The organism is Bilifractor sp. LCP21S3_F8 (assembly GCF_052117805.1).
In the GTDB taxonomy this organism is placed as follows: Bacteria; Bacillota; Clostridia; order Lachnospirales; family Lachnospiraceae; genus Bilifractor.
Map to the genome: position 1 here is coordinate 43,536 of NZ_JBQKIK010000002.1, position 20,063 is coordinate 63,598.

The 20,063-nt window shown below is 50.7% G+C and carries 14 protein-coding genes and 1 other RNA gene; all 15 read right to left on the bottom strand.

Translation table 11 applies throughout. The features are described from left to right. Positions 1–70: 70 nt before the first annotated feature. Positions 71–1,099 carry a tRNA preQ1(34) S-adenosylmethionine ribosyltransferase-isomerase QueA gene (queA, locus tag ACTQ3A_RS01430; protein WP_441099312.1) on the bottom strand — a complete coding sequence of 343 codons (1,029 nt, stop codon included), beginning with the start codon at positions 1,097–1,099 and terminating at the stop codon, positions 71–73. Continuing rightward, the gene (locus tag ACTQ3A_RS01435; protein WP_441493942.1) at positions 1,086–1,790 is read right to left on the bottom strand and encodes a histidine phosphatase family protein; all 705 of its coding nucleotides are present in this window, start codon (positions 1,788–1,790) and stop codon (positions 1,086–1,088) included. Before ACTQ3A_RS01435 ends, queA begins: the two co-directional genes overlap by 14 nt. A gap of 19 nt (positions 1,791–1,809) precedes the next feature. Continuing rightward, complete coding sequence (pheT, locus tag ACTQ3A_RS01440; protein ID WP_441493943.1) at positions 1,810–4,236, bottom strand: phenylalanine--tRNA ligase subunit beta; 2,427 nt, start codon at positions 4,234–4,236, stop codon at positions 1,810–1,812. Between the two features lie 169 nt (positions 4,237–4,405). Beyond that, positions 4,406–5,425, bottom strand: a complete 1,020-nt coding sequence (gene pheS / locus ACTQ3A_RS01445; protein WP_441099313.1) for a phenylalanine--tRNA ligase subunit alpha — start codon at positions 5,423–5,425, stop codon at positions 4,406–4,408. Positions 5,426–6,332: 907 nt separating this feature from the next. Then, positions 6,333–6,516, bottom strand: a non-coding RNA gene (gene ssrS, locus ACTQ3A_RS01450) — 6S RNA. Positions 6,517–6,810: 294 nt separating this feature from the next. Continuing rightward, positions 6,811–7,122 (bottom strand): hypothetical protein, encoded by a 312-nt coding sequence (locus tag ACTQ3A_RS01455; protein WP_441493944.1) that lies wholly within the window; start codon positions 7,120–7,122, stop codon positions 6,811–6,813. Further along, a complete protein-coding gene (locus tag ACTQ3A_RS01460) occupies positions 7,119–7,973 on the bottom strand; it encodes a bifunctional 5,10-methylenetetrahydrofolate dehydrogenase/5,10-methenyltetrahydrofolate cyclohydrolase (RefSeq protein ID WP_441493945.1) in 855 nt (284 codons plus the stop codon). The genes ACTQ3A_RS01455 and ACTQ3A_RS01460 overlap by 4 nt, the downstream gene beginning before the upstream one ends. A gap of 180 nt (positions 7,974–8,153) precedes the next feature. Further along, complete coding sequence (locus tag ACTQ3A_RS01465; RefSeq protein ID WP_441099314.1) at positions 8,154–8,816, bottom strand: cyclodeaminase/cyclohydrolase family protein; 663 nt, start codon at positions 8,814–8,816, stop codon at positions 8,154–8,156. 428 nt (positions 8,817–9,244) lie between these two features. Next, complete coding sequence (locus tag ACTQ3A_RS01470; protein ID WP_441493946.1) at positions 9,245–10,936, bottom strand: formate--tetrahydrofolate ligase; 1,692 nt, start codon at positions 10,934–10,936, stop codon at positions 9,245–9,247. Positions 10,937–11,321: 385 nt separating this feature from the next. Then, complete coding sequence (gene acsV, locus ACTQ3A_RS01475; protein WP_441493947.1) at positions 11,322–13,250, bottom strand: corrinoid activation/regeneration protein AcsV; 1,929 nt, start codon at positions 13,248–13,250, stop codon at positions 11,322–11,324. Between the two features lie 305 nt (positions 13,251–13,555). Continuing rightward, on the bottom strand, positions 13,556–14,341 hold the full coding sequence (gene acsE / locus ACTQ3A_RS01480) for a carbon monoxide dehydrogenase/acetyl-CoA synthase methytransferase subunit (RefSeq protein WP_441099184.1): 786 nt from the start codon (positions 14,339–14,341) through the stop codon (positions 13,556–13,558). 80 nt (positions 14,342–14,421) lie between these two features. Then, positions 14,422–15,774 carry an acetyl-CoA decarbonylase/synthase complex subunit gamma gene (gene acsC / locus ACTQ3A_RS01485; protein WP_441493948.1) on the bottom strand — a complete coding sequence of 451 codons (1,353 nt, stop codon included), beginning with the start codon at positions 15,772–15,774 and terminating at the stop codon, positions 14,422–14,424. 24 nt (positions 15,775–15,798) lie between these two features. Further along, entirely contained in the window at positions 15,799–16,743 is a 945-nt protein-coding gene (acsD, locus tag ACTQ3A_RS01490) for an acetyl-CoA decarbonylase/synthase complex subunit delta (protein ID WP_441099186.1), read from the bottom strand. A gap of 332 nt (positions 16,744–17,075) precedes the next feature. Continuing rightward, positions 17,076–19,199, bottom strand: coding sequence for an acetyl-CoA decarbonylase/synthase complex subunit alpha/beta (gene acsB / locus ACTQ3A_RS01495; RefSeq protein ID WP_441485894.1), 2,124 nt, complete (start codon positions 19,197–19,199; stop codon positions 17,076–17,078). Further along, a complete protein-coding gene (locus tag ACTQ3A_RS01500) occupies positions 19,196–19,981 on the bottom strand; it encodes a nucleotide-binding protein (protein ID WP_441493949.1) in 786 nt (261 codons plus the stop codon). The genes acsB and ACTQ3A_RS01500 overlap by 4 nt, the downstream gene beginning before the upstream one ends. Positions 19,982–20,063: the final 82 nt, after the last annotated feature.

Consider the following 20,063-nt stretch of genomic DNA (forward strand, 5'->3'; position numbering starts at 1 on the left):
CAGAACAGCCGCCCTTAATCGTGTTTACGGCCACAGGCGGCCGCAAACCGCAAATAATGAGATTTTGCTATTATTCTATAAGCATCGCATCCCCGAAGCTGAAGAAGCGATATTTTTCCTGCACAGCGATGCGGTACGCATTCATGATATTGTCCTTACCCGCAAACGCGGATACCAGCATGATCAGTGTGGATTCCGGGAGGTGAAAATTCGTGATCAGTCCGTCCATGATCTTGAACTGATAGCCCGGATAGATAAAGATGCTGGTCCAGGCGCTGCCCGGCTGAAGGATTCCATTCTCATCTGTCGCGGATTCCAGTGTGCGGCAGCTGGTTGTGCCCACACAGATCACCCGGCCTCCTGCTGCCTTCGTATCATTGATGATTTTTGCCTGATCCGGCTCTACAATATACATCTCGGAATGCATCTGATGCTTCGTGACATCCTCCACCTTTACCGGACGGAAGGTGCCGAGGCCCACATGAAGCGTCACATGCGCAATCTTCACGCCCTTGTCCCGGATCTGCTGAAGCAGTTCCTTTGTAAAATGAAGCCCTGCCGTCGGTGCCGCTGCCGATCCGTCATTCTTCGCGTAGACGGTATTATATCTGGTGCGGTCCTTCAGTTTGTGTTTGATGTACGGCGGAAGAGGCATCTCTCCGAGCTTGTCCAGAATTTCCTCGAAAATTCCCTCATAATGAAACTGAATAAACCGGTTTCCGTCTTCCGTCACATCAACGACGGTGCCTGTCAGGATTCCCTCGTGTCCGAAAACAAGTTCCGTTCCAACCTTGCATTTCCTTCCGGGCTTCACCAGCGTCTCCCATATATTATCCTTCTTCCGTGTCAGAAGCAGAACCTCGATCACCGCGCCAGTATCCTTCTTGGTCCCGTAAAGACGGGCAGGAATCACCTTTGTATCATTGATGACCAGACAGTCCTTATCTGTCAGATGATCTATCACCTGTGTGAAGTGTTCGTGCCGCACCTCTCCGGTCTCTCTGTTCAGGCACATCAGTCTGGAGGAACTTCTGTCCTCCAGCGGGTCCTGGGCAATCAGTTCCTGCGGCAGGTCGTAATAGAAATCACTTGTTTTCATCGGCATGTTTCTTTTTCTCCTTCTGATCACCGGCATCTGACGGATGCTTGTAAAAACTGTGATAGTATTTTTTCGGATAAAATACCTGATCCGATGCCTCCAGCCTTCCCACTCCGTTTTCCACGTCAATAATGCTGACGGAGCAGTTCATCGGCACACCTCCGTGCCAGAAATCTTTTTTGTCCTCGTATACATTGTTCAGAAAAGCGCGGACGGCGCAGCCATGTGAGGATACCAGTACGGTTTTGTCCTGCAGATCGGGGTTGTGAATCAGCTCCTCATAAAAACTATGAGTTCTCTCCAGAACATCCTGTATCCGTTCCCCGCCCGCTGGCGGAATATAATGAAGCGGATCCTCCTGAAACCGGATATACTCATGCAGCGGAATCTGCATTCTCTCCGGATGATCCGCATCGCAGCACAATCCTTCCCAGACTCCGAATCCGATTTCCTCAATTCTCGGCTCCGGAATCACCGGAACCTTGCGGTCCGCGAGAATAATTTCAGCCGTATGACGGGCACGAACCAGGGGACTTGTGTAGCAGAGATCAAATTCCACTTCCCGGAGCGCTTTCGCAGTCATCTCCGCGAGCAATACTCCCTCGCTGTCCAGATCACTGCCTTTTTGTCCCTGCAGCCGTCTCTCCTTGTTCCAGGATGTTTCGCCATGCCGGATTGCGTATATTTTCACCTTTACCACTCCTCTTACATTACTGCCGAAGCTCGATGCCGAGACCTGACAGTCCGTTCAGAATCTTCTTCATTGCCGACGCGATATCCGACTCCTCCAGCGTCTTTTCTCTGGAACGGAATGTCAGCGAATAAGCCATGGATTTATGTCCTGCCTCAACCTGTTCTCCCTCATAGATATCGAACAGCTTCAGATCCTCCAGGATCTTTCCGCCCCTCTGTCGGATCATTTTCTCAATAACTGCCGCTTCGATTTCCTTCGGAACTACCATGGATATATCACGGGTTACCGCGGGGAATTTCGCAATCCCCTCAAACTTACGATCGAAGGAAGCGAACGGAAGGATCTCCGGCATATCAAGTACAGCCACATATGCGCGCTCACCGATTCCGTAGTTTTTCAGTACCATCGGATGAACTTCGCCGAGATACCCGATAATATTTCCGTCATATCGGATCAGTGCCTGGCGTCCGGGGTGAAGGAACGGTTTTCCGGCTTTCGCATCGTATTCTACCCTGTCATGCATGCCGATCTGTCCGAGGAATTCCTCTGCCACACCTTTCATATCGTAGAAGTCGCCCTTGCCGTAAAAGCCCAGAGTAAACTGCATTCTCTCGTCCGGAAGTTCTTTCAGCGGAAGTTCCTTCGGGATATATATATTTCCGAGCTCGTAGAGACGGACATCTTTGTTGCGCCGGTTGTAGTTGGTCGCCAGGGATGTCAGCATGCCGTTCAGAGAAGTGGTCCGCATGATCGAAAAATCCTCACCAAGCGGGTTGGAAATCGAAATAGCCTTTCTGACCGGGTCATCCTCCGGGAACAGAAGCTTGTCGAAGGCTTTCGGACTCTCGAAGGAGTAGCACATGCCCTGAGAAAATCCGCAGTACTCTGCCACGTCTCTTGCCTTGGCCTCAACCCTGTTCTTGAAGGACAGTCTTCCAGTAGTTGCCTCTCCGGTCGGAAGTGTCGTCGGGATATTATTATAACCGAAGAATCTCGCGACTTCCTCCGCAATATCGCAGGTTCTGTGAATATCCTGCCGGAAGGTCGGAGCCACGATCTCATTCGTCTTCTTATCATATCTGAGTTCCACAGAGGCAAGATACTTCAGCTGCTCCTCCGCTGAAAGGTTCGTGCCCAGAAGGCGGTTGATTTTGTCAGGCTCAAACGTAACTCTCGACTCTTCTCGTTTAACTGGGTAGATATCAATGGCTCCGCCGACTACCTCTCCTGCCCCGAACTCTTCGATAAGCATGCAGGCGCGGTTCATCGCTTCAAGGGCAGTATTCGGATCGAGGCCCTTGTCAAATTTTCTGGATGCATCCGTCTGGTTTCCAATCTTTTTTGAGGAAAGACGGATATTGGTACCGTCAAAGCAGGCCGCTTCAAAAAGCATGGTGTGTACATTGTCCGTAATCATGGAATTTTCTCCTCCCATGATTCCGGCCAGGCCTACCGCCTTCTCATCGTCACGGATCGTCAGAATCGAGGAATCCAGCGTGTATTCTTTTCCGTCCAGAGTGGTGAATTTCTCACCGTCATCTGCCCGTCTCACGATGATATGCTTTCCGGCAATTGTATCGAGATCGTAAGCATGCATCGGCTGCCCGTATTCCTCCATCACATAGTTCGTGATATCCACGACATTATTGATGGGACGGATGCCGTTTGAAGCGAGACATCTCTGCATCCACTTCGGCGACGGTGCCAGATGAATGTTTTTCACGACTCTTGCCGTATAGCGCGGGCATAGAGTCTGGTCCTCAACGGTTACCCTGATATAGTCATTGACATCCTCGTTGTTGCCTGTCTCCCTGATCACCGGCGGATAAAACTTCTGATGGAAGGTAGCTGCCGCCTCTCTGGCGATCCCAATCACGCTATAACAGTCTACGCGGTTCGAGGTGATTTCGTATTCAAAGTTCACGTCGTGGAGACCGAGCGCTGCAATCGCGTCATCTCCGGGCTTCACCCCGTCATCCTTTGAAAACTCATAGATTCCGTTCTCCGGCGCCTCGGGATAGAATTCTCTGGAACTTCCGAGCTCCTCAATTGAGCACATCATTCCGTGCGACGGAACTCCGCGGAGCATACCGTCCTTGATCTCAATGCCATCCTCGGGAAGCGCGCTTCCGTCATGTCCGCCGGCGACTTTTCCTCCGGGAAGAACAACCGGGGTAAGCATGCCCTCGTGCGCATTGGGCGCGCCGGTCACGATCTGTATCGTCCCGGTTCCGATATCCACCTGGCAGATCACCAGATGGTCAGCATCCGGATGCTTCTCGATCGATCGGATCTGTCCGACCACAATATTTTTCAGATTTTTATCCAGTACCTCGTAGGTCTCACATTTTGTTCCGGAAAGCGTCATCCCGTCAAAATATTCCTGCGGGGTGACATTAAGATCCGGTACGTATTTTTTTATCCATGAATAAGATGTATTCATTTTTCTCTCCTATATCTGATCAGGGTTTTGTCTTCGCCTGTGCTTTATTCTCACCTGCGGCTTTATCCTCGCCTGCGGCTTTATCCTCACCTGCGGCTTTATCCATGCCTCAGTTTTTTATTTCTCTGAACCCGGCGCATCCATGTTCCGTTTCTATCTCTCCGGATCATCAGAACTGCTTCAGGAACCGCGCATCGTTCTCGTACAGAAGGCGCATGTCATCAATTTCATACTTCAGAAGCGCGATACGCTCAAGTCCCACGCCAAACGCAAAGCCCGTGTACTGTTCCGGATCAATGCCGCACATTTCCAGTACATGCGGATGAACCATTCCGCATCCGAGGATTTCGATCCATCCCTCGCCCTTGCAGAAACGGCATCCCTTTCCACCACACTTGAAGCAGCTGACATCCATCTCTGCACTCGGTTCTGTAAACGGGAAGTGATGCGGACGGAACTTTGTCTTCGTGTCCGGTCCAAAGATTTCCTTTGCGAACTCTTCCAGGGTGCCCTTGAGATCTGAGAATGTAATATTTTTGTCGATGACAAGGCCCTCCACCTGATGGAAGGAAGGAGAATGGGTGGCATCCACCTCGTCCGCGCGGAATACCCGTCCGGGTGAGATCATCCGGATCGGCAGATTTCCCTGCTCCATTCTCCTGGCCTGAACCGGAGATGTCTGCGTACGCAGCACGATGTCCTTTGTGATGTAGAAGGTATCCTGCTCGTCCTTTGCCGGATGGTTCGCCGGAATGTTCAGCTTTGTAAAATTATACTCGTCGTACTCAACTTCCGGTCCTTCCACGACCTCGTATCCCATTCCGACAAAGATTCTCTCCATCTCTTCGAGTGCGATTGTGTTCGGATGACGATGACCGATCTCAGCCTTCTTCGCCGGAAGCGTCACATCGATGGTTTCCTGCTTCATACGCAGATTCATCTGCTCCAGTTCAATCTTCTGCCTTGCCTCATCCAGTTTCTCCGAAATTGTATCTCTCGCCTCATTGACAAGCTGCCCGACCCTCGGACGATCCTCCGGCGCCACATCCTTCATGGCTTTCATCAGATTCTTCAGCTCACCCTTTTTTCCAAGTACATTGACACGGATCTCGTTCAACGCATCCGGAGTGTGAGCTTCCCGAAGGCTCTCCAATGTCTTTCCGACAATCGCTTCCAGTTTTTCCTTCATGCTTACATCACTCATTGTTTTTCCTCTTTCATCTTTGATCTTTTTTGATCTTTACATGATACTTCAGCGGTGCTCTCTGATTCACCGCCCGGGCAGGGCCCCATCGCTGTCTTACCAGTAACTCCTCCGCATCACTGGAAGGCCGCCGGCACCATTCCTGTCAACGGGCTTCCGACGAATGCTGCATTCCGGTCAAGGCCAGGCCGCCTTCCGACGAAAAAATGTTATTTCCGTCTGAATGCCGCTCCTTCAGCTGAAAACAGAAGCGCAACGAGATAAAACACGCTGCGCGAGTTTTATCTCGCTATCGCGACGCTCGCCGCACACGAATACTTCGCATTCGGCTGCGGCTCACTGTTCGCGTAAAAAAAGCCCCATCCCTGTCTAGGGACGAGGCAAAACTCTCGCGGTACCACCCTGATTCCCGATTCTCCCGCATGATTCTCCCTGCTGCCGCAGGCTGTTCTCCACACAGAAAAAACGGACACTCATAGCTGCTGTAACGTGCAGACACGTCTGATCCTACCGGCCGGAAAAACTCCGGCGTTCAGAAAAGAAGCTCCGACGCGAAACTCTGAATATACCGGAGCCCGGAAGAACTTTCAGCCATCGATCCTTCCTCTCTGCGGGTCAATATACCCATACATACGTCTTCAACGCTTTTCACTGCCTGTTATTCTAGCTTCTTCCCCTAACAGTGTCAAGAAAAACGGCATAAAATGTATGTGGTGGATTTATTTCCTCTTTCAGCTCTCGCAAAAAGGGGGAGCATACGATCGCCCGGTCATGCCAACGGAAGCGCCGAACTTGCAGATCTCGCTATCGCGACGCTCGCCGCACACGAATACTTCGCATTCGGCTGCGGCTCACTGTTCGCGTAAAAAAAGGGAGGAGAGCATACACTCTCCTCCGACCCGAAATGCCGTTCCTGCCATTTGACTCCTAGAAATAAATTCCAGGTGGGCAACCGCAAACGTACTTTTGCCTTCCTCTGCAAACGGAGGCCTGACAGCCGTACCTTGATATAGGAATCCCGTTTTAAAGTAAATGTAGGTTCATAATAGACAGGGGATCGAACACCCCAGGAAAATTCATTTCAACATTTCGTGTTATTCATTAAACTGAAATGCGATCCATTCTACCACACTCTGTACAGGCTTCAGATTGCTCCGTGCTCTGCGTTCTCGCAATCCTCCAGATAAACGTTATATCTGCTGACCACTTCATATGACTAGTGGTGAATTTGCCGACCGCTTCATCTAATTAGATTATATATGATTGTTCTCTGTTTTTCAATCGCAAAAAGCATCTTCTAACCAGGAGCAATCGAATAAATCATCTCTCCGGCGTATGCCTGACCCTGCGTTATGGAATACCGCCACAGCTCAGGACTGTTCCGTTTTTTTCAAATTTTTGAGGTTCTTGTCGATGATCTCCTCATAATCAGCGACAGCCTGTTCTCCCTTCTCAATTCTCTCGAACAGATCCGAGTATTCAAAAGGCGGTGTATCCTTGTTTTCTCTGTAATAAAGCGAGCCCAGCTCCGCATAGATATCCTTAAGCTTTGCTTTCTCCATCTCAAGCTTTGCCTTGGTGGAAGCCGCGCTTCCGAGATCCTGCGCACCCTTCCCGATTCTGCTTCCGAGCTCTTTCGCGGAATTCTTCAATTCCCCGAATTTCTCATCGAATGCACTCATTTCTCAAGACTCCTTTCAGCCGCCTCAACAACATGGCTTACAAGAACAGATGTCGTTACGCTTCCAACGCCTCCCGGCACCGGTGTAATCGCATCAACAATCGGCTCCACCTTGTCGTAGGAAACATCTCCACAGAGCTTCCCCTCGTCATTCACGTTGATACCCACATCGATTACAATCTGTCCCGGTCTCACAAAAGTGTCATCAACCACATCGCGGTGTCCCGCTGCGACCACAAGAACATCCGCCTCTCTCGCCTCCGCTGCCATATCCTTTGTCTTGGTGTGGCAGATGGTAACGGTCGCGTTCTGCTTCAGCAGCATCATTGCAACCGGCTTTCCGATAACCAGGCTTCTTCCGATGACGACAGCCTTCTTTCCCTTCAGATCCACCTGATAATGTCTGAGGATCTCCATTACTGCCTGTGCTGTGCAGGGAGGAAAGCCCTTTTTCTGACCAGTATAGACACCTACCATGGATCCGTCTGTGATTCCATCGATATCCTTCTCCGGATCGAGAGCCGCAATGACCGCCTTCTCATCCAGCGTCTTCGGCAGCGGACGGAAAATCAGCACTCCGTGAATCGAACTGTCCTTGTTCACCTGATCGATGACGCCCATCAGCTCTTCCTGAGAAACGTTCTCGGGAAATACAAATTTCTTGTATTCAACACCGAGCTTTTCACAGCGCTTGGTTGCACCGCGCTCATATGACAGATCCGCGTCCTTTTCGCCTACACGAATGATTCCGAGGGTGGGAACGACACCCTTTTCCTTCAGCGCATTGACCCGGTCAATGATCTGCTGGTTCAGATCCGCATTTACTTCCTTGCCCAATAACTGTTTTGCCATTTCTGTCAATCCCTCTTTCTATAATGATATTGATTCGTATTGCCGCCCAAAGCTCTGCTTTTCCACAGGTTTAAAAAGTCACTCACATCTCTTTGACTCCACGTCACAAGATCTGACAGACCATTCCGGTCTCTTCTTCTCCATGAAATTGCAAGAGGTCTGTCGATACAGTGAACCCTGTCACGGATTCAGCTTCCGGAGTACTTCCTGATAAATCTGATCCGCCAGGGAGCAATAGATATCCAGCATCTCATCACAATCTCTGTTCAGCATCTCCGCGTACTCCCGGTCCTTCATGGATCCCGTGTTGATGTACACATTCAGACTCGCTCCCCGGAGAGCTGCGCTGCAGAGAGCCGCCGCAACTCCCGCATCACTTACCGCAAGAACCGATCCCTTCGTCTGGAAGACACGGATCATAGAGATCACGCGACAGATCTTGTGCATGATCTGCATCGGCGCGCTGCATGCGCCCTTCAGACATTCCTCAAGAACCTCTGCCTTATGTGCCTGTTCTTCCGGTGTCGCATGAGGAAGTCCGTATGCGGCTGCCAGCGGAGCAAACGCCTTTGCATCCTCCTCCACGCACTCGAGCAGCTCCTGCTGAAGTTTCGTGACCTTTTCCATCAGATCCAGAATCTCCGCTTCAACATCCTTATATTTCTTCTTGCCAACCGTGAGATTCCCCACCATGTTGCAGAGCGCCGCCCCAAGGGCGCCTACAAGAGCTGAAGCTCCGCCGCCGCCGGGTACAGGAGCCTTCGAGGAAAGCTTTTCCGTAAACTCTTCGCAGGAAAGATCTGTGAATCTGTAAGTCTGTCCCGCTGAATCCTTCTGATTCATTACTTTTTCATCACTCACTGAATAGTCTGCCTCCTTTTCTGATTCTGAAACGTTAGATCACTACATACACCATCCGTTATTCATTATCCGGAAACGCAGACAGATCACCCGTCGCGGAATCCGCAGCGCATATAAATCCGGACCTTCATTATAGATTTTATAAATTAATACAGCTCATGGCACAATGTATTGGACGTTTATCTTTTAGCTGACGAGATAAGGTACACTCCGCGGATTTCGTAACATTATCCCGACCTCTGATCCTCTTTGCCCCGGCTGCGTTTTTCCGCCCGCGCAGATACAGAATGTGCCCGCGGCAACTGCCGTTGAACAGCAAGAAAACCGCAGGCACACTAATTATTTCACCCTGTACAAGAATGTACAATCCTTATAGACTTAACCGGATCAGCCGGACACAGGAGATCATCTCAGAACAGGCCTGTGATCTTGCCGTTCTCGTCCACATCGATGTCCATTGCCGCCGGATGCTTCGGAAGTCCCGGCATTGTGCTGATTTCACCGGTAAGCGCTACAATAAAGCCTGCTCCCGCCGAAATCTTCAGATTACGGACAGTTACTACGAAACCGCTCGGAGCGCCGAGTCTGGTCGGATCATCCGTGAGACTGTACTGAGTCTTTGCCACGCAGATAGGAACATTGCTGTATCCAGCATCTTCCAGCTTCTTCAGCTGTTTCTTCGCGTTCGCTGTAAATTCGACATGATCTCCGCCGTATACCTTCTGGACAATGGCGTTCAGCTTATCCTCGATTGAGGTGCCCTCAAGCTCATAGCTGTAGGTGAATGTGGAGTTGTCCTGCTCACAGAGACGAACTACCTCTTTTGCAAGATCAATACCGCCTTCGCCGCCCTTTGCCCATACCTCGGACAGGCAGACATTTACGCCGAGCTCTTTGCACTTCTCCTCAACAAGATCAAGCTCCGCCTTTGTATCGGTCGGGAACGCATTGATCGCAACCACGCAGGGAAGATGATATACGTTCTTGATATTGCTTACGTGCTTGAGCAGATTCGGAAGGCCCTTTTCCAAAGCTTCCAGATTCTCATTGTTCAGATCTGCCTTTGCGACTCCGCCATTGTACTTCAGAGCGCGAACGGTAGCGACAATCACGACCGCGTTTGGCTTAAGACCTGCAAAACGGCACTTGATATCCAGGAATTTCTCCGCTCCCAGATCCGCGCCGAATCCGGCCTCTGTCACACAGTAATCACCGAGCTTCAGAGCTGTGCGTGTGGCGATAACGGAGTTGCAGCCGTGCGCGATATTGGCGAACGGACCTCCATGAACCAGAACCGGCGTATGCTCCAGCGTCTGAACCAGGTTCGGCTTGATAGCGTCCTTCAGAAGGGCGGTCATCGCTCCTGCAGCGCCGAGATCTCCGGCTGTAACCGGCTTCTCCTCTGACGCCTTGCCGTAGGTGTAGCCGACGATAAGCTTTGACAGTCTCTGCTTCAGATCCATCAGATCCTTTGCAAGACAGAAGGTAGCCATAACCTCGGAAGCAACCGTGATATCAAATCCGTCAGAACGCGGAACACCGTCAAGTCTGGTTCCAAGACCATCGATTACGTTTCTGAGCTGACGGTCGTTCATATCTACGCAGCGTCTCCAGATCACCTTTCTGGGGTCAATGTTGAACGGATTTCCCTGCTGAATGGAATTGTCTACCATTGCCGCGAGAAGGTTGTTCGCAGCTCCGATAGCATGCATGTCGCCGGTAAAATGAAGATTAATGTCCTCCATCGGCACAACCTGAGCATAGCCGCCGCCTGCGGCTCCGCCCTTGACACCGAATACAGGTCCCATCGAAGGCTCACGAATCGCACCTACCGGATGCTTGCCTAATCTGGAAAGGGCATCAATCAAACCGATGGAAGTCGTTGTCTTGCCCTCGCCTGCCGGAGTCGGATTGATTGCGGTGACAAGAACCAGCTTTCCGTCCGGCTTATCCAGTTTGTCCATTAATTTGTCGGAGATCTTCGCCTTATACTTTCCGTAGTACTCCAGATACTCCTCGTCGATACCCGCTGCTTCAGCGACCTTCGAGATCGGATCCATTACACATTCCTGAGCAATCTCAATGTCTGATTTGTAGCCCATACTAAAATATCCTCCTTTAAGACAGCATCTCATATACTATACTGTACCGGTAATTATTGTAACACAGTTTACAATAGTCATCTACTTCTTTTTTTAATATTATTCTGTTATTTCTAATTATATTCAATATAATTCAATCATGTATGCTTTTATATCTTTTATTTACTGTCATTTTCTCGTTCTGGCGCAAATAATTTTCCTCAAAAATTGTGCAAGCTCCTACAAAAAACAGGAGATTGAATCATATCTTTTTGACTCAATCTCCTGTTTTTTGTTCAGTCTAACCAATATTTGTGTGAAATAAATAACAATCAGGCCGTCCGTGATCTTTGCGGAATCTTTTTGAAATTATTTGTACAATTTGCTCAATTAAAGATTTCTGCCGTCATCTGAGCTTTACGGACGGGAACAGCGTGCTGTCCGTGTGCGGCAGGAAGCAGCATGCGACGAATTCATCCATATACGTATTCACTGTGGAAAGTTCCATATAAGTCATGCTGCGCGCAATCTCATACACCTTTCGTTCAGCATCTCCGGACAGCAGCATGCTGTACGCACCCGTCAGAGAGGAATTGCCAATGTAATGGAATTTCTCAAGAGGTATGTCCGGAAACATTCCGATCGTAACCGCGTTTTTCATGTTTATGCCACTGCCGATTCCGCCTGCCACATATACATCATCGATAACTTCGACAGGAAGCTCCAGCTGCCTGAGCATCGTGCGGATTGCGGAAAAAATGGCTCCCTTCGCACGGATGAAGTTGTCGATGTCAACCTCTGTGATTTCAATGTCCTTAACGCTGTCTGCATCCTTCTCATATGCAATGACATAGCTTCCCATTCCGTATTTGTCGTGTCGGATTCTCTCCCCCTCACGGACAAACTTTCCCTTCGGATTGATAATCCCGTTGATATACAGCTCAGCGATAGTGTCAATCAGCCCTGATCCGCACAGGCCGACGGGCTTCTGCCCCTTATCTCCAATGATGCTGAGCGTCGGCTCCATCGTCTCCTTGTCGATCGTGATCGCGTCGATCGCGCCGTCTGTCGCGCGCATACCGCAGCTGATATCGCCTCCCTCAAACGCGGGTCCTGCTGAACATGCGCAGCTCACGAGAAAATCGGAATTTCCCAACACCAGCTCTCCGTTCGTTCCAAGATCAATGAACAGCGACATCTCCGGACGGTTCCAGATCATGCTGATGAACGCTCCTGCTGTGATGTCGCCTCCCACATAGCTTCCGATATTCGGAGCCAGAATGATGTGTGCATCCGGGTGAATGTCGATTCCGATATCCGAGGCGAACAGTGAATTTGTCTTGAAGAAAGTGGGAATATACGGCTCCTTTCGGATCGGATCCGCATCGACGCCGAACAGAAGATGGTTCATCGTCGTATTTCCCGCAACGGCCATCCGATAGATGTGGCTCTTCGGAAATTTTGCCGCCCGGCAGATTTCCTGAATCAGCGGATTGATCGTTTCCTTAATCACCGCGTCCTGAAGCCTTTTACCACCTCCCGGTTTCTGAGACTCAATGATCCGGTTGATGACGTCGGCTCCATAACGGATCTGCCCATTGCCCGAGGACGCCTTTCCGAGAATTTCTCCGGTTTTCATATTCAGCAACACCGCTGAAACGGTAGTGGTACCGATATCTACCGCGAGTCCGCCGATCACAACATCAACGGAGGCCGGAAGCATGTCATATACAAACACATCTTTCCCGGTCGTCCGGACGACACATTTCACATGAAAATCGCTCACACGAAGGACATGTGCCATTTTCCTCATGACGGAATAAGGAAGCCTCACCTTCCCGATCCCGGTTTTCTTCCTGATTGCATCCACAACCCTCTCATTGTCCGGTCTGGTATCATCCAGCGTCGGGGCATCCATCCGGATCTCGATAACATCCATATTATTCCGGTACTCAATCCCCGCCTTCTTTACCTGATCCGTCGCATCCCGGAAGATTTTCAGCTCAGCAGGAGAACTCAAATCCGCGACCCGCATTCTGCTCTTGTAGGCGGAAGCAATATCCGGAACTTCAACTGTGACATCCCCGATCACCTTGCTGGCGCAGGCCAGTCTCCATCCTGCCGCATAGTCCTCATCCGTGATGTGCCGCGTCTGCCTGGACTCCACTTCCCCTGACACGATTTTTACCCGGCACTTTCCGCACGAAGCATTCCCGGAACAGGGTGCGTCAATCGCGACATTACTCTTCTGCGCTACAGACAGAATCGTTTCTCCATCATTTGCAAAGGCTTCCGTCCGGCTGCCTTCCTCTGTCACAAATGTAATCTTGTACATACCTTACCTCCACCTTCTACTGTTTACTCCGGCAACGGATCCGGTCGTTCACTCACTGGTTACCAATCTGTATCATTTCACGCGCTGCATATGATAAAACAGCCTGTGTGTTATCAATCGCAGACCGAATAGCATGAGGTATCCTTACACGCGCTGCATACGATAAAAAGCGTCACAAGCTATATATGTCCCTGCGCCGCTGTTCTGCTTCGCATGCCCAGAAACCGCCCGCCTGACGACAGCCTTATACAGCAACAGACTCCGGGAAGTATTCTTCCCGGAGCCTGTTTTTCCATCCTCTGTGATTACAGCTCCAGATAGGAATCTGCATACAGTGTGTTGCCTTTGAATACATCGCAGGACTTGATTGTCTCCATCAGTCTCTGATCGCACGGATTCACAATTGCAGAGGTAAGACCCTGCATCATTGCCATGGCAACAAGTGCGGAATCCATGATCGGGCGAATGTTCTTCGGCATTCCGTTGGAGTTGTTGGAAAGACCGCCGGTAGAATTCAGTCCCATATCGGAGAACATCTTGATGCACTCCAGAACCTCCATCTGCTTGTCCTGCATTCCCTTTACAACGACGAACAGCGGATCAAACCAGAGGTCCTCAGCTTCCATTCCGAGCTCCATGCCGTGCTCAAGCATATTCTGGCAATGCATCATACGCTCATCGTTATCGGCAGCGATCGGTCCGTTGGAGCAAAGCGCGATAACAATTGCATCATTTGCCGCTGCAAGATCGATGTTGCTCATGCGGTCTCCTGCGTCCGCGGAGTTCACGATCGGTTTGCCCTTGGAACGGTTGTAAACAGAAATTCCCGCTTCAATCGCTGCTTTGTTGGAGGTATCCAGCGCAAGCGGAACGTTATCAAAATTGCTCTGAATAAGCTCAACCGCCCATTTCATAAGCTCCGGTCCGTTGCTCTCAGCAGGTCCGATGTTAACGTCAAGATACGTAGCGCCTGCGTCAATCTGCTCCTTTGCACGCTTCAGAATAGCCTCCGGCTCCTTGTTGTCCATAGCTCTGCGGATTGCCGGGGAAATGCAATGGATACGTTCACCGATTGTAACGAATTTTGCCATGTTTTTGTCTCCTTTATACTTTTATATAGATTTTGCCGCGGGACGGGCAGCATCACTGCTGTCCGTCCTGCCCGAAGAGATCAGATCTCTCCGTTTGCTTTCATATCCTTCAGGAACTTCACAAGCTGAACTGCCTCAAGAGGAGCCACTACAATCTTCCAGCCCGGAAGCTTGTTCTCAAGATCTCCCTTCAGAACAGCTACCTTACCAGGAATGATAAGGGTACGGTTCTTGATCTTGCCCTCGACGTTCTCCTGAACGTACTTGGAGATGGAGGTTGCGGAGAGCTTTCCTGCAGCCCAGGATGTCAGTACGGAAAGTCCGCCGGCATCGGAAATAATCAGATTGCAGGGTACTCCGGATCTCTCCAGCTCACCGGATACAAGGAAGTACGTAAGAGCGAAGTCAACGGTCGTCAGGCATACAGAGTTCTCATCTGCTCCGTTGATCGGATAGATTCCCGGTGCGACCTTCATCGGCTTCTGCGGATCAGTGAACAGGTTCTGGCGCAGTCCGTAAAGCGGAAGGGCCATAGCATAATCCATGGTGTCCACAACGACGATGGAGCCGTATTTCAGTGTGAACAGAGCAACGAGGGACTGCTGAAGCTCTCTGTCATCGGTCAGCTTGTTGACCTTTACAATGGACGGATATCCGAAGCTGCGGTCTCCGTCTGCCAGTGCCGCACGTCTGATAATAACAGCCGCCTCAAAGGTAGCCTTGATCGAATCCATTGTCACATCGAGAATCAGGTTCTTATTGCCAAGCTTCTCGAGCTTCTGAACGGTATCATAGAGCTCGTCGATGCTTGTACCGCTGACGCCAAGCACAACACCGGCATCGGTCGCAAGCTTGTTGAATGCCTCGTAGTTGGAAGCGTCCGCTCCGTCAAGCACAGGCTTGGTATCCTTAACCGCATCCAGTGCAGCCTTTGCCGCTGCCTCATCCTTTACGGAAAGGATAACCGGGCGAACCGCTGCAGCCTTCTTTGCCACCTCAGCGAATCTTTCCGGTGTCGTATCCTTACCGAAGTTTACATTGATCATCTCTGTATACATACGCTCGTTGATACGGTCGTAGTCTACAGAAGGAACCTGTGCGAGCTTTGCATCGATCTCCGCGTCATCCATGCAGGTGCAGATGTTTGCCGCGTAAACAGTCTTATTTACGAAGGTCTTCTCATGTCTGTACAGAACCGTCTCTCCGCCGAGCGTATGCTCGCTGTCTCCCGCTCCTACCTTAATCGTCTTCATCGGCGGAGCAGTTGCCTCAGAGAGCTGCTCCAGAGCCTCTGCAGACATATGCGGGCACTCACTGATCTGCTTTGCGCCCTGCGCTACCTTCATGGAGAATGCCATACATGTCGGGCATCCGCATTCCTTACAGTTTTTCTTCGGGGTCAGTTTGAAAATCTGAATACCACTTAATGCCATAATTCTTTATCCTCCTCTGCTCTCTTAGACTAATTCCTTGATTAACCTGGAAATTGTTTTAACAGATTCCGGATGTTTCAAAATTACAGCATCAGAACCGGAAACAAGGCAGGCTGTCGCGGTCTGAACCTCCATGGAAATTCCGCGGGCCTCAACCGGTCCCCATCCTTCATCAGCATCTTCCTCTGCAGCCGTAGATTCCTTCACTGCCCATGTCTCGGAAGCAACCGGTGTGATGATCGGCATCTGAAGCATCTTGTCATCCTGTCCGAGTGCCGCCGCACGTACACGGTCAAATGTGGAAATCGTGTAATCAAAGCCGTATCCGACCGCTGCGGAACCGGTATTCATCACGATACTGGATGCCGGAACGCCGAGCTGCGTCATTACTACGTTCAGCTGTTTTGCAAGGTTGATATCAACCGCGGATTCTGCTCCGACCTTCTGACCGTAAGCAAGGCCCGCAGCTGCGCCGATTGCCTTGTAGTTCTCTTCCTTCGCTGACATTACCAGAATATTCTTTCCCTGAAGGGCTCCCGCAACCTTCGCGAGAAGATCCGCATCCTTCTCAACGTTCTTGCAGCCTTCCACAACCAGCGGAGTGTCGATGGCATCGGCGACTTCCTTTGCAACCGCTACCAGATCATCCACTGATTTGTTTGCTCCGTTCGGATCTCCGCCAGCCAAACGAAGTACGACAAAATCTCCGCCGGGCATCTGTGCTGCCTTCTTGGCGATTTCGCCGATGGTATTGCATCCCGCGTAATAAGCCTTTACGCCATCCGGCTCTCCGTCAAGGCCAAGATCTGTGATCTCAACGCCGATCTTCGGGCCGGAGCCGAGCGACCCGTCAAAGCTGTAGAAAGGAAATGTATTCTCCCCTCCGAGCTTGATCGCCTTGTCGCCTGTTCCGATTTCAACCTCATTAATAGAGGCATTGAATTTGTGTGCTTTACGGTTAAACGGCATTTCTCTTGTTCCTCCTAAGCGAGTAAAAATAGTATAACAATCTTAAACTTCTGCCGGCTCCGCCAGGTTATCTGTCCGCAAAAATACACAGGCAGCTTCTGCGATGCCGGAATTGTTACCCTTCTATCATACCAAAAAATACATCAATATTCCATCCTGACAGGTGAAATACCACAACGAGATAAAACACGCTGCGCGAGTTTTATCTCGCTATCGCGACGCTCGCCGCACACGAATACTTCGCATTCGGCTGCGGCTCACTGTTCGCGTAAAAAAGCCTGCCGGAAAAGGCGTCCCCATAAACGCCTTTTCCGACCAGCCTGATCAACGAATTACATCATCGGATCCATGCTGAGTGCCGGATGTCCCTTCTCGGTCAGCCATGCAACCAGCTCCTCAGGATCGGTCGTAACGGTTTCATCCGCAATCATATCACAGAAGTTGTCGATTCCGTACAGTTCCTTCGCGGTCTTATTGACAGCATCCGCAACCTGATCCTTCAGATCCTTCGGCATCCATACGATTCTGGCAATTCCGCCTTCTGCCTTCATGAACTTCTTGGATGCGATGAAATGCTTGCCATGTCCCATGAAGCCCGGTGTCTGAACACCGCCGCCTGTCATGGAAGCGAGCTCTGAGAATGTCATTCCGAGAGGAGTCTGACCTGCATACTCACGGTTTGCGATGCAGACACCGTTGGAGAACGGCTCAATACCGCAGATACACTCGAAGCATCCGCAGGATGTCATCGGCTTCTCCATGATGGAATACAGAGATACATCATCAAGCGCACCCTGGGAGAACTTCTTGACTGCCTCGTTTACATCCTCATACTCACCGATTCTCTCATCGATCGGGCGCTCCTTTGTAACAACCTGGCAGGGTCCGTTCGGATCCAGCTCATGCGTTGCCTTTGCATCGAACCAGGATACGGCTCCGCACAGTCCGAGACGCTCCGGAGTTACGATACATACATGGCTCGGAGAGAATGCCTGACACATGATGCAGCTGTAATATACATCAACTGCCTCATCGGTCATGCTCGACAGTCTCTCGTCACGCTTGTCAAACATCGGAATGGCAATCTCATGACGGATTCTTGTGCAGTCCTCCGGCTTGGTGTAAATCTTTACCTGACATTTGTCTACAACAGCGGCAAATTCGTTCTTGATCTGGGTGTACAGAACCTCTGCAAGATCCTTTGCGCGGAAGCCGGCATTGAAGGTATCCTTACTGATACGGATACGGATCATATCACGCTGACCGGTGTGCATCAGACCCTCGATGCAGTTGAGGTAAGAATGGAACTTACGCTCGAATACCGGCTCGAAGTCTGCCTGCATGTTCTTTCCGGCAACCTCAACCACATAGGCGATAGACTGCTTGCTGCCGACCGGGAATTCATCGAAGTCCGGTCCGATCAGCTCGAAGGAGTGATCCTCAACCTCTGACGGGTCCTTCATATGTACGAGCTCGCAGCAATCCACACGGGAACCGTCAAACTCAACCTGCATGTCACCGCGGCGTACGATTTCACCTTCGAACGCGGAGCCGAAGGAAACCGGAATATCTACCTTTGTGATCTTGATCTTGATGTTTCTCGCTTCCAGGGAAGCAGCATTCATCTTTTCTACCGGAACCTTCGGAATCAGGCATTCCGGAACCGCGAAGGTATCCTCGTTCGTGATAACCGGGAATCCAAGCGCGATCGCGCCGGCTCCGGCTGCCACGATAACTTCGTTCAGAGGAGCAAAAGCATTGACAAATGCCGGAACACGCTCCTTGGTATATGCCATGAGTCCTGCGGCGTCACCCGGTTTGATGTTGCCAAAGATCAGTGCCGCACGGATCGCGACAGAAACGACATGTGCAACAGCTGTGATATCCTTGCCAAGCGGGATTACACGGACATTAGCGCCCATCTTAACCTTCTGCTGCGCGCACTGATCAATGATGCCGCCGACCAGTGTAACGAGCTGTCCCTGCTCCTGATAGGATTTAACAAGGGCTGCGCCCTCTTCTGCTGTCGGAGCCTCACCGATGATAACCGGAACGCCCGGAATATCTCCGGTAACAAGCGGAACACCGAGCTCACGGATAACCGGATCCGGCAGATGACCTGTGTAAGGAGCCTCATACGGCGTATCGTTATCAATATACTTGAGAACCTCGATGAACTCCGCAAGAAGAGCCGTTGCTACACCGGACATCAGAGCGTCATTCAGCTTTGCCTCTCTTGTCATAAGTGTCTTGACAACCGCAAGCGCATCTTTCAGCTCGCCAAGTGTGCTGACCTTGGTTCCTGTAACAGCATAATAGCACGGAATGCTGTATGCAGTCCCCGGAAAGCCTACCTTTTTGTCTGCGCCATACTTTGCGATGGCATCGTCTACGGCCTTTTCTGTCAGTCCGTAAACTGCATCATTTCCCTGAAAAATCACATCAAATAAAGTCATTTTTCTACCTCCGCGTTTTTTATTTGATCTATTTTTGCTTTAATAGAACTAACTTCTTCAAGGAGCTGCCTGCTGTAATCATACGGTGAACAGCCCTGCCTGTCGGCATCCATGATATCCGTATTATAGTGTATGAATCCGAGGATATTTTCCTCCGGTATCCGGGATCGGATAAATTCTTCATCCTTCTCGTCACGGATCTTATTTGCCACCACATTGACATCGTTGATGCCAAGCTGAGCGGCAAGCCGTTTTACATTTTTGTATGTCTGAATGCTCCTCGCCCCCGGTTCGATCACGACAATGAACTGGTCCATTCCCTTTGTGGTTCCTCTTGCGAGATGCTCCAGTCCTGCCTCCATATCCATGATCACCACATCGTTGCTGCGAAGCATCAGATGATGAATCAGTCTTCGGAGCAGCACGTGCTCCGGGCAGACGCATCCGCGGCCCGCTGTATCTACGGTTCCGAGAAGAAGAAGCTTCACGCCGTTCTTCTCTCTTGCAAACTTATCCGGAAGATCATCAACCTTCGGATTCAGCTTGTACATATTCGTAATCTCGTCCAGATCAGTCCTCTCATTAATCAGCTCACGCATCTTTGTGATCGGAACGATCTGGTCGAGTTCGTCTTCTGAAAAACCGAGCGCCAGTCCAAGGTTTGCGTCCGGATCCACATCCACCGCAAGCACCCCATTGCCCTGATCCGCATACATCCTGGCCAGTGTTGCCGCAAACGTGGTCTTGCCGACGCCGCCTTTTCCGGTGATCGCTATCTTCATTAATAAAGCCTCCAACTCTGCTGAATAATTCCGGCCGCTCCCGTTCTTATCACACGGATAATCTGCGCAAAGGCAGCCGGAA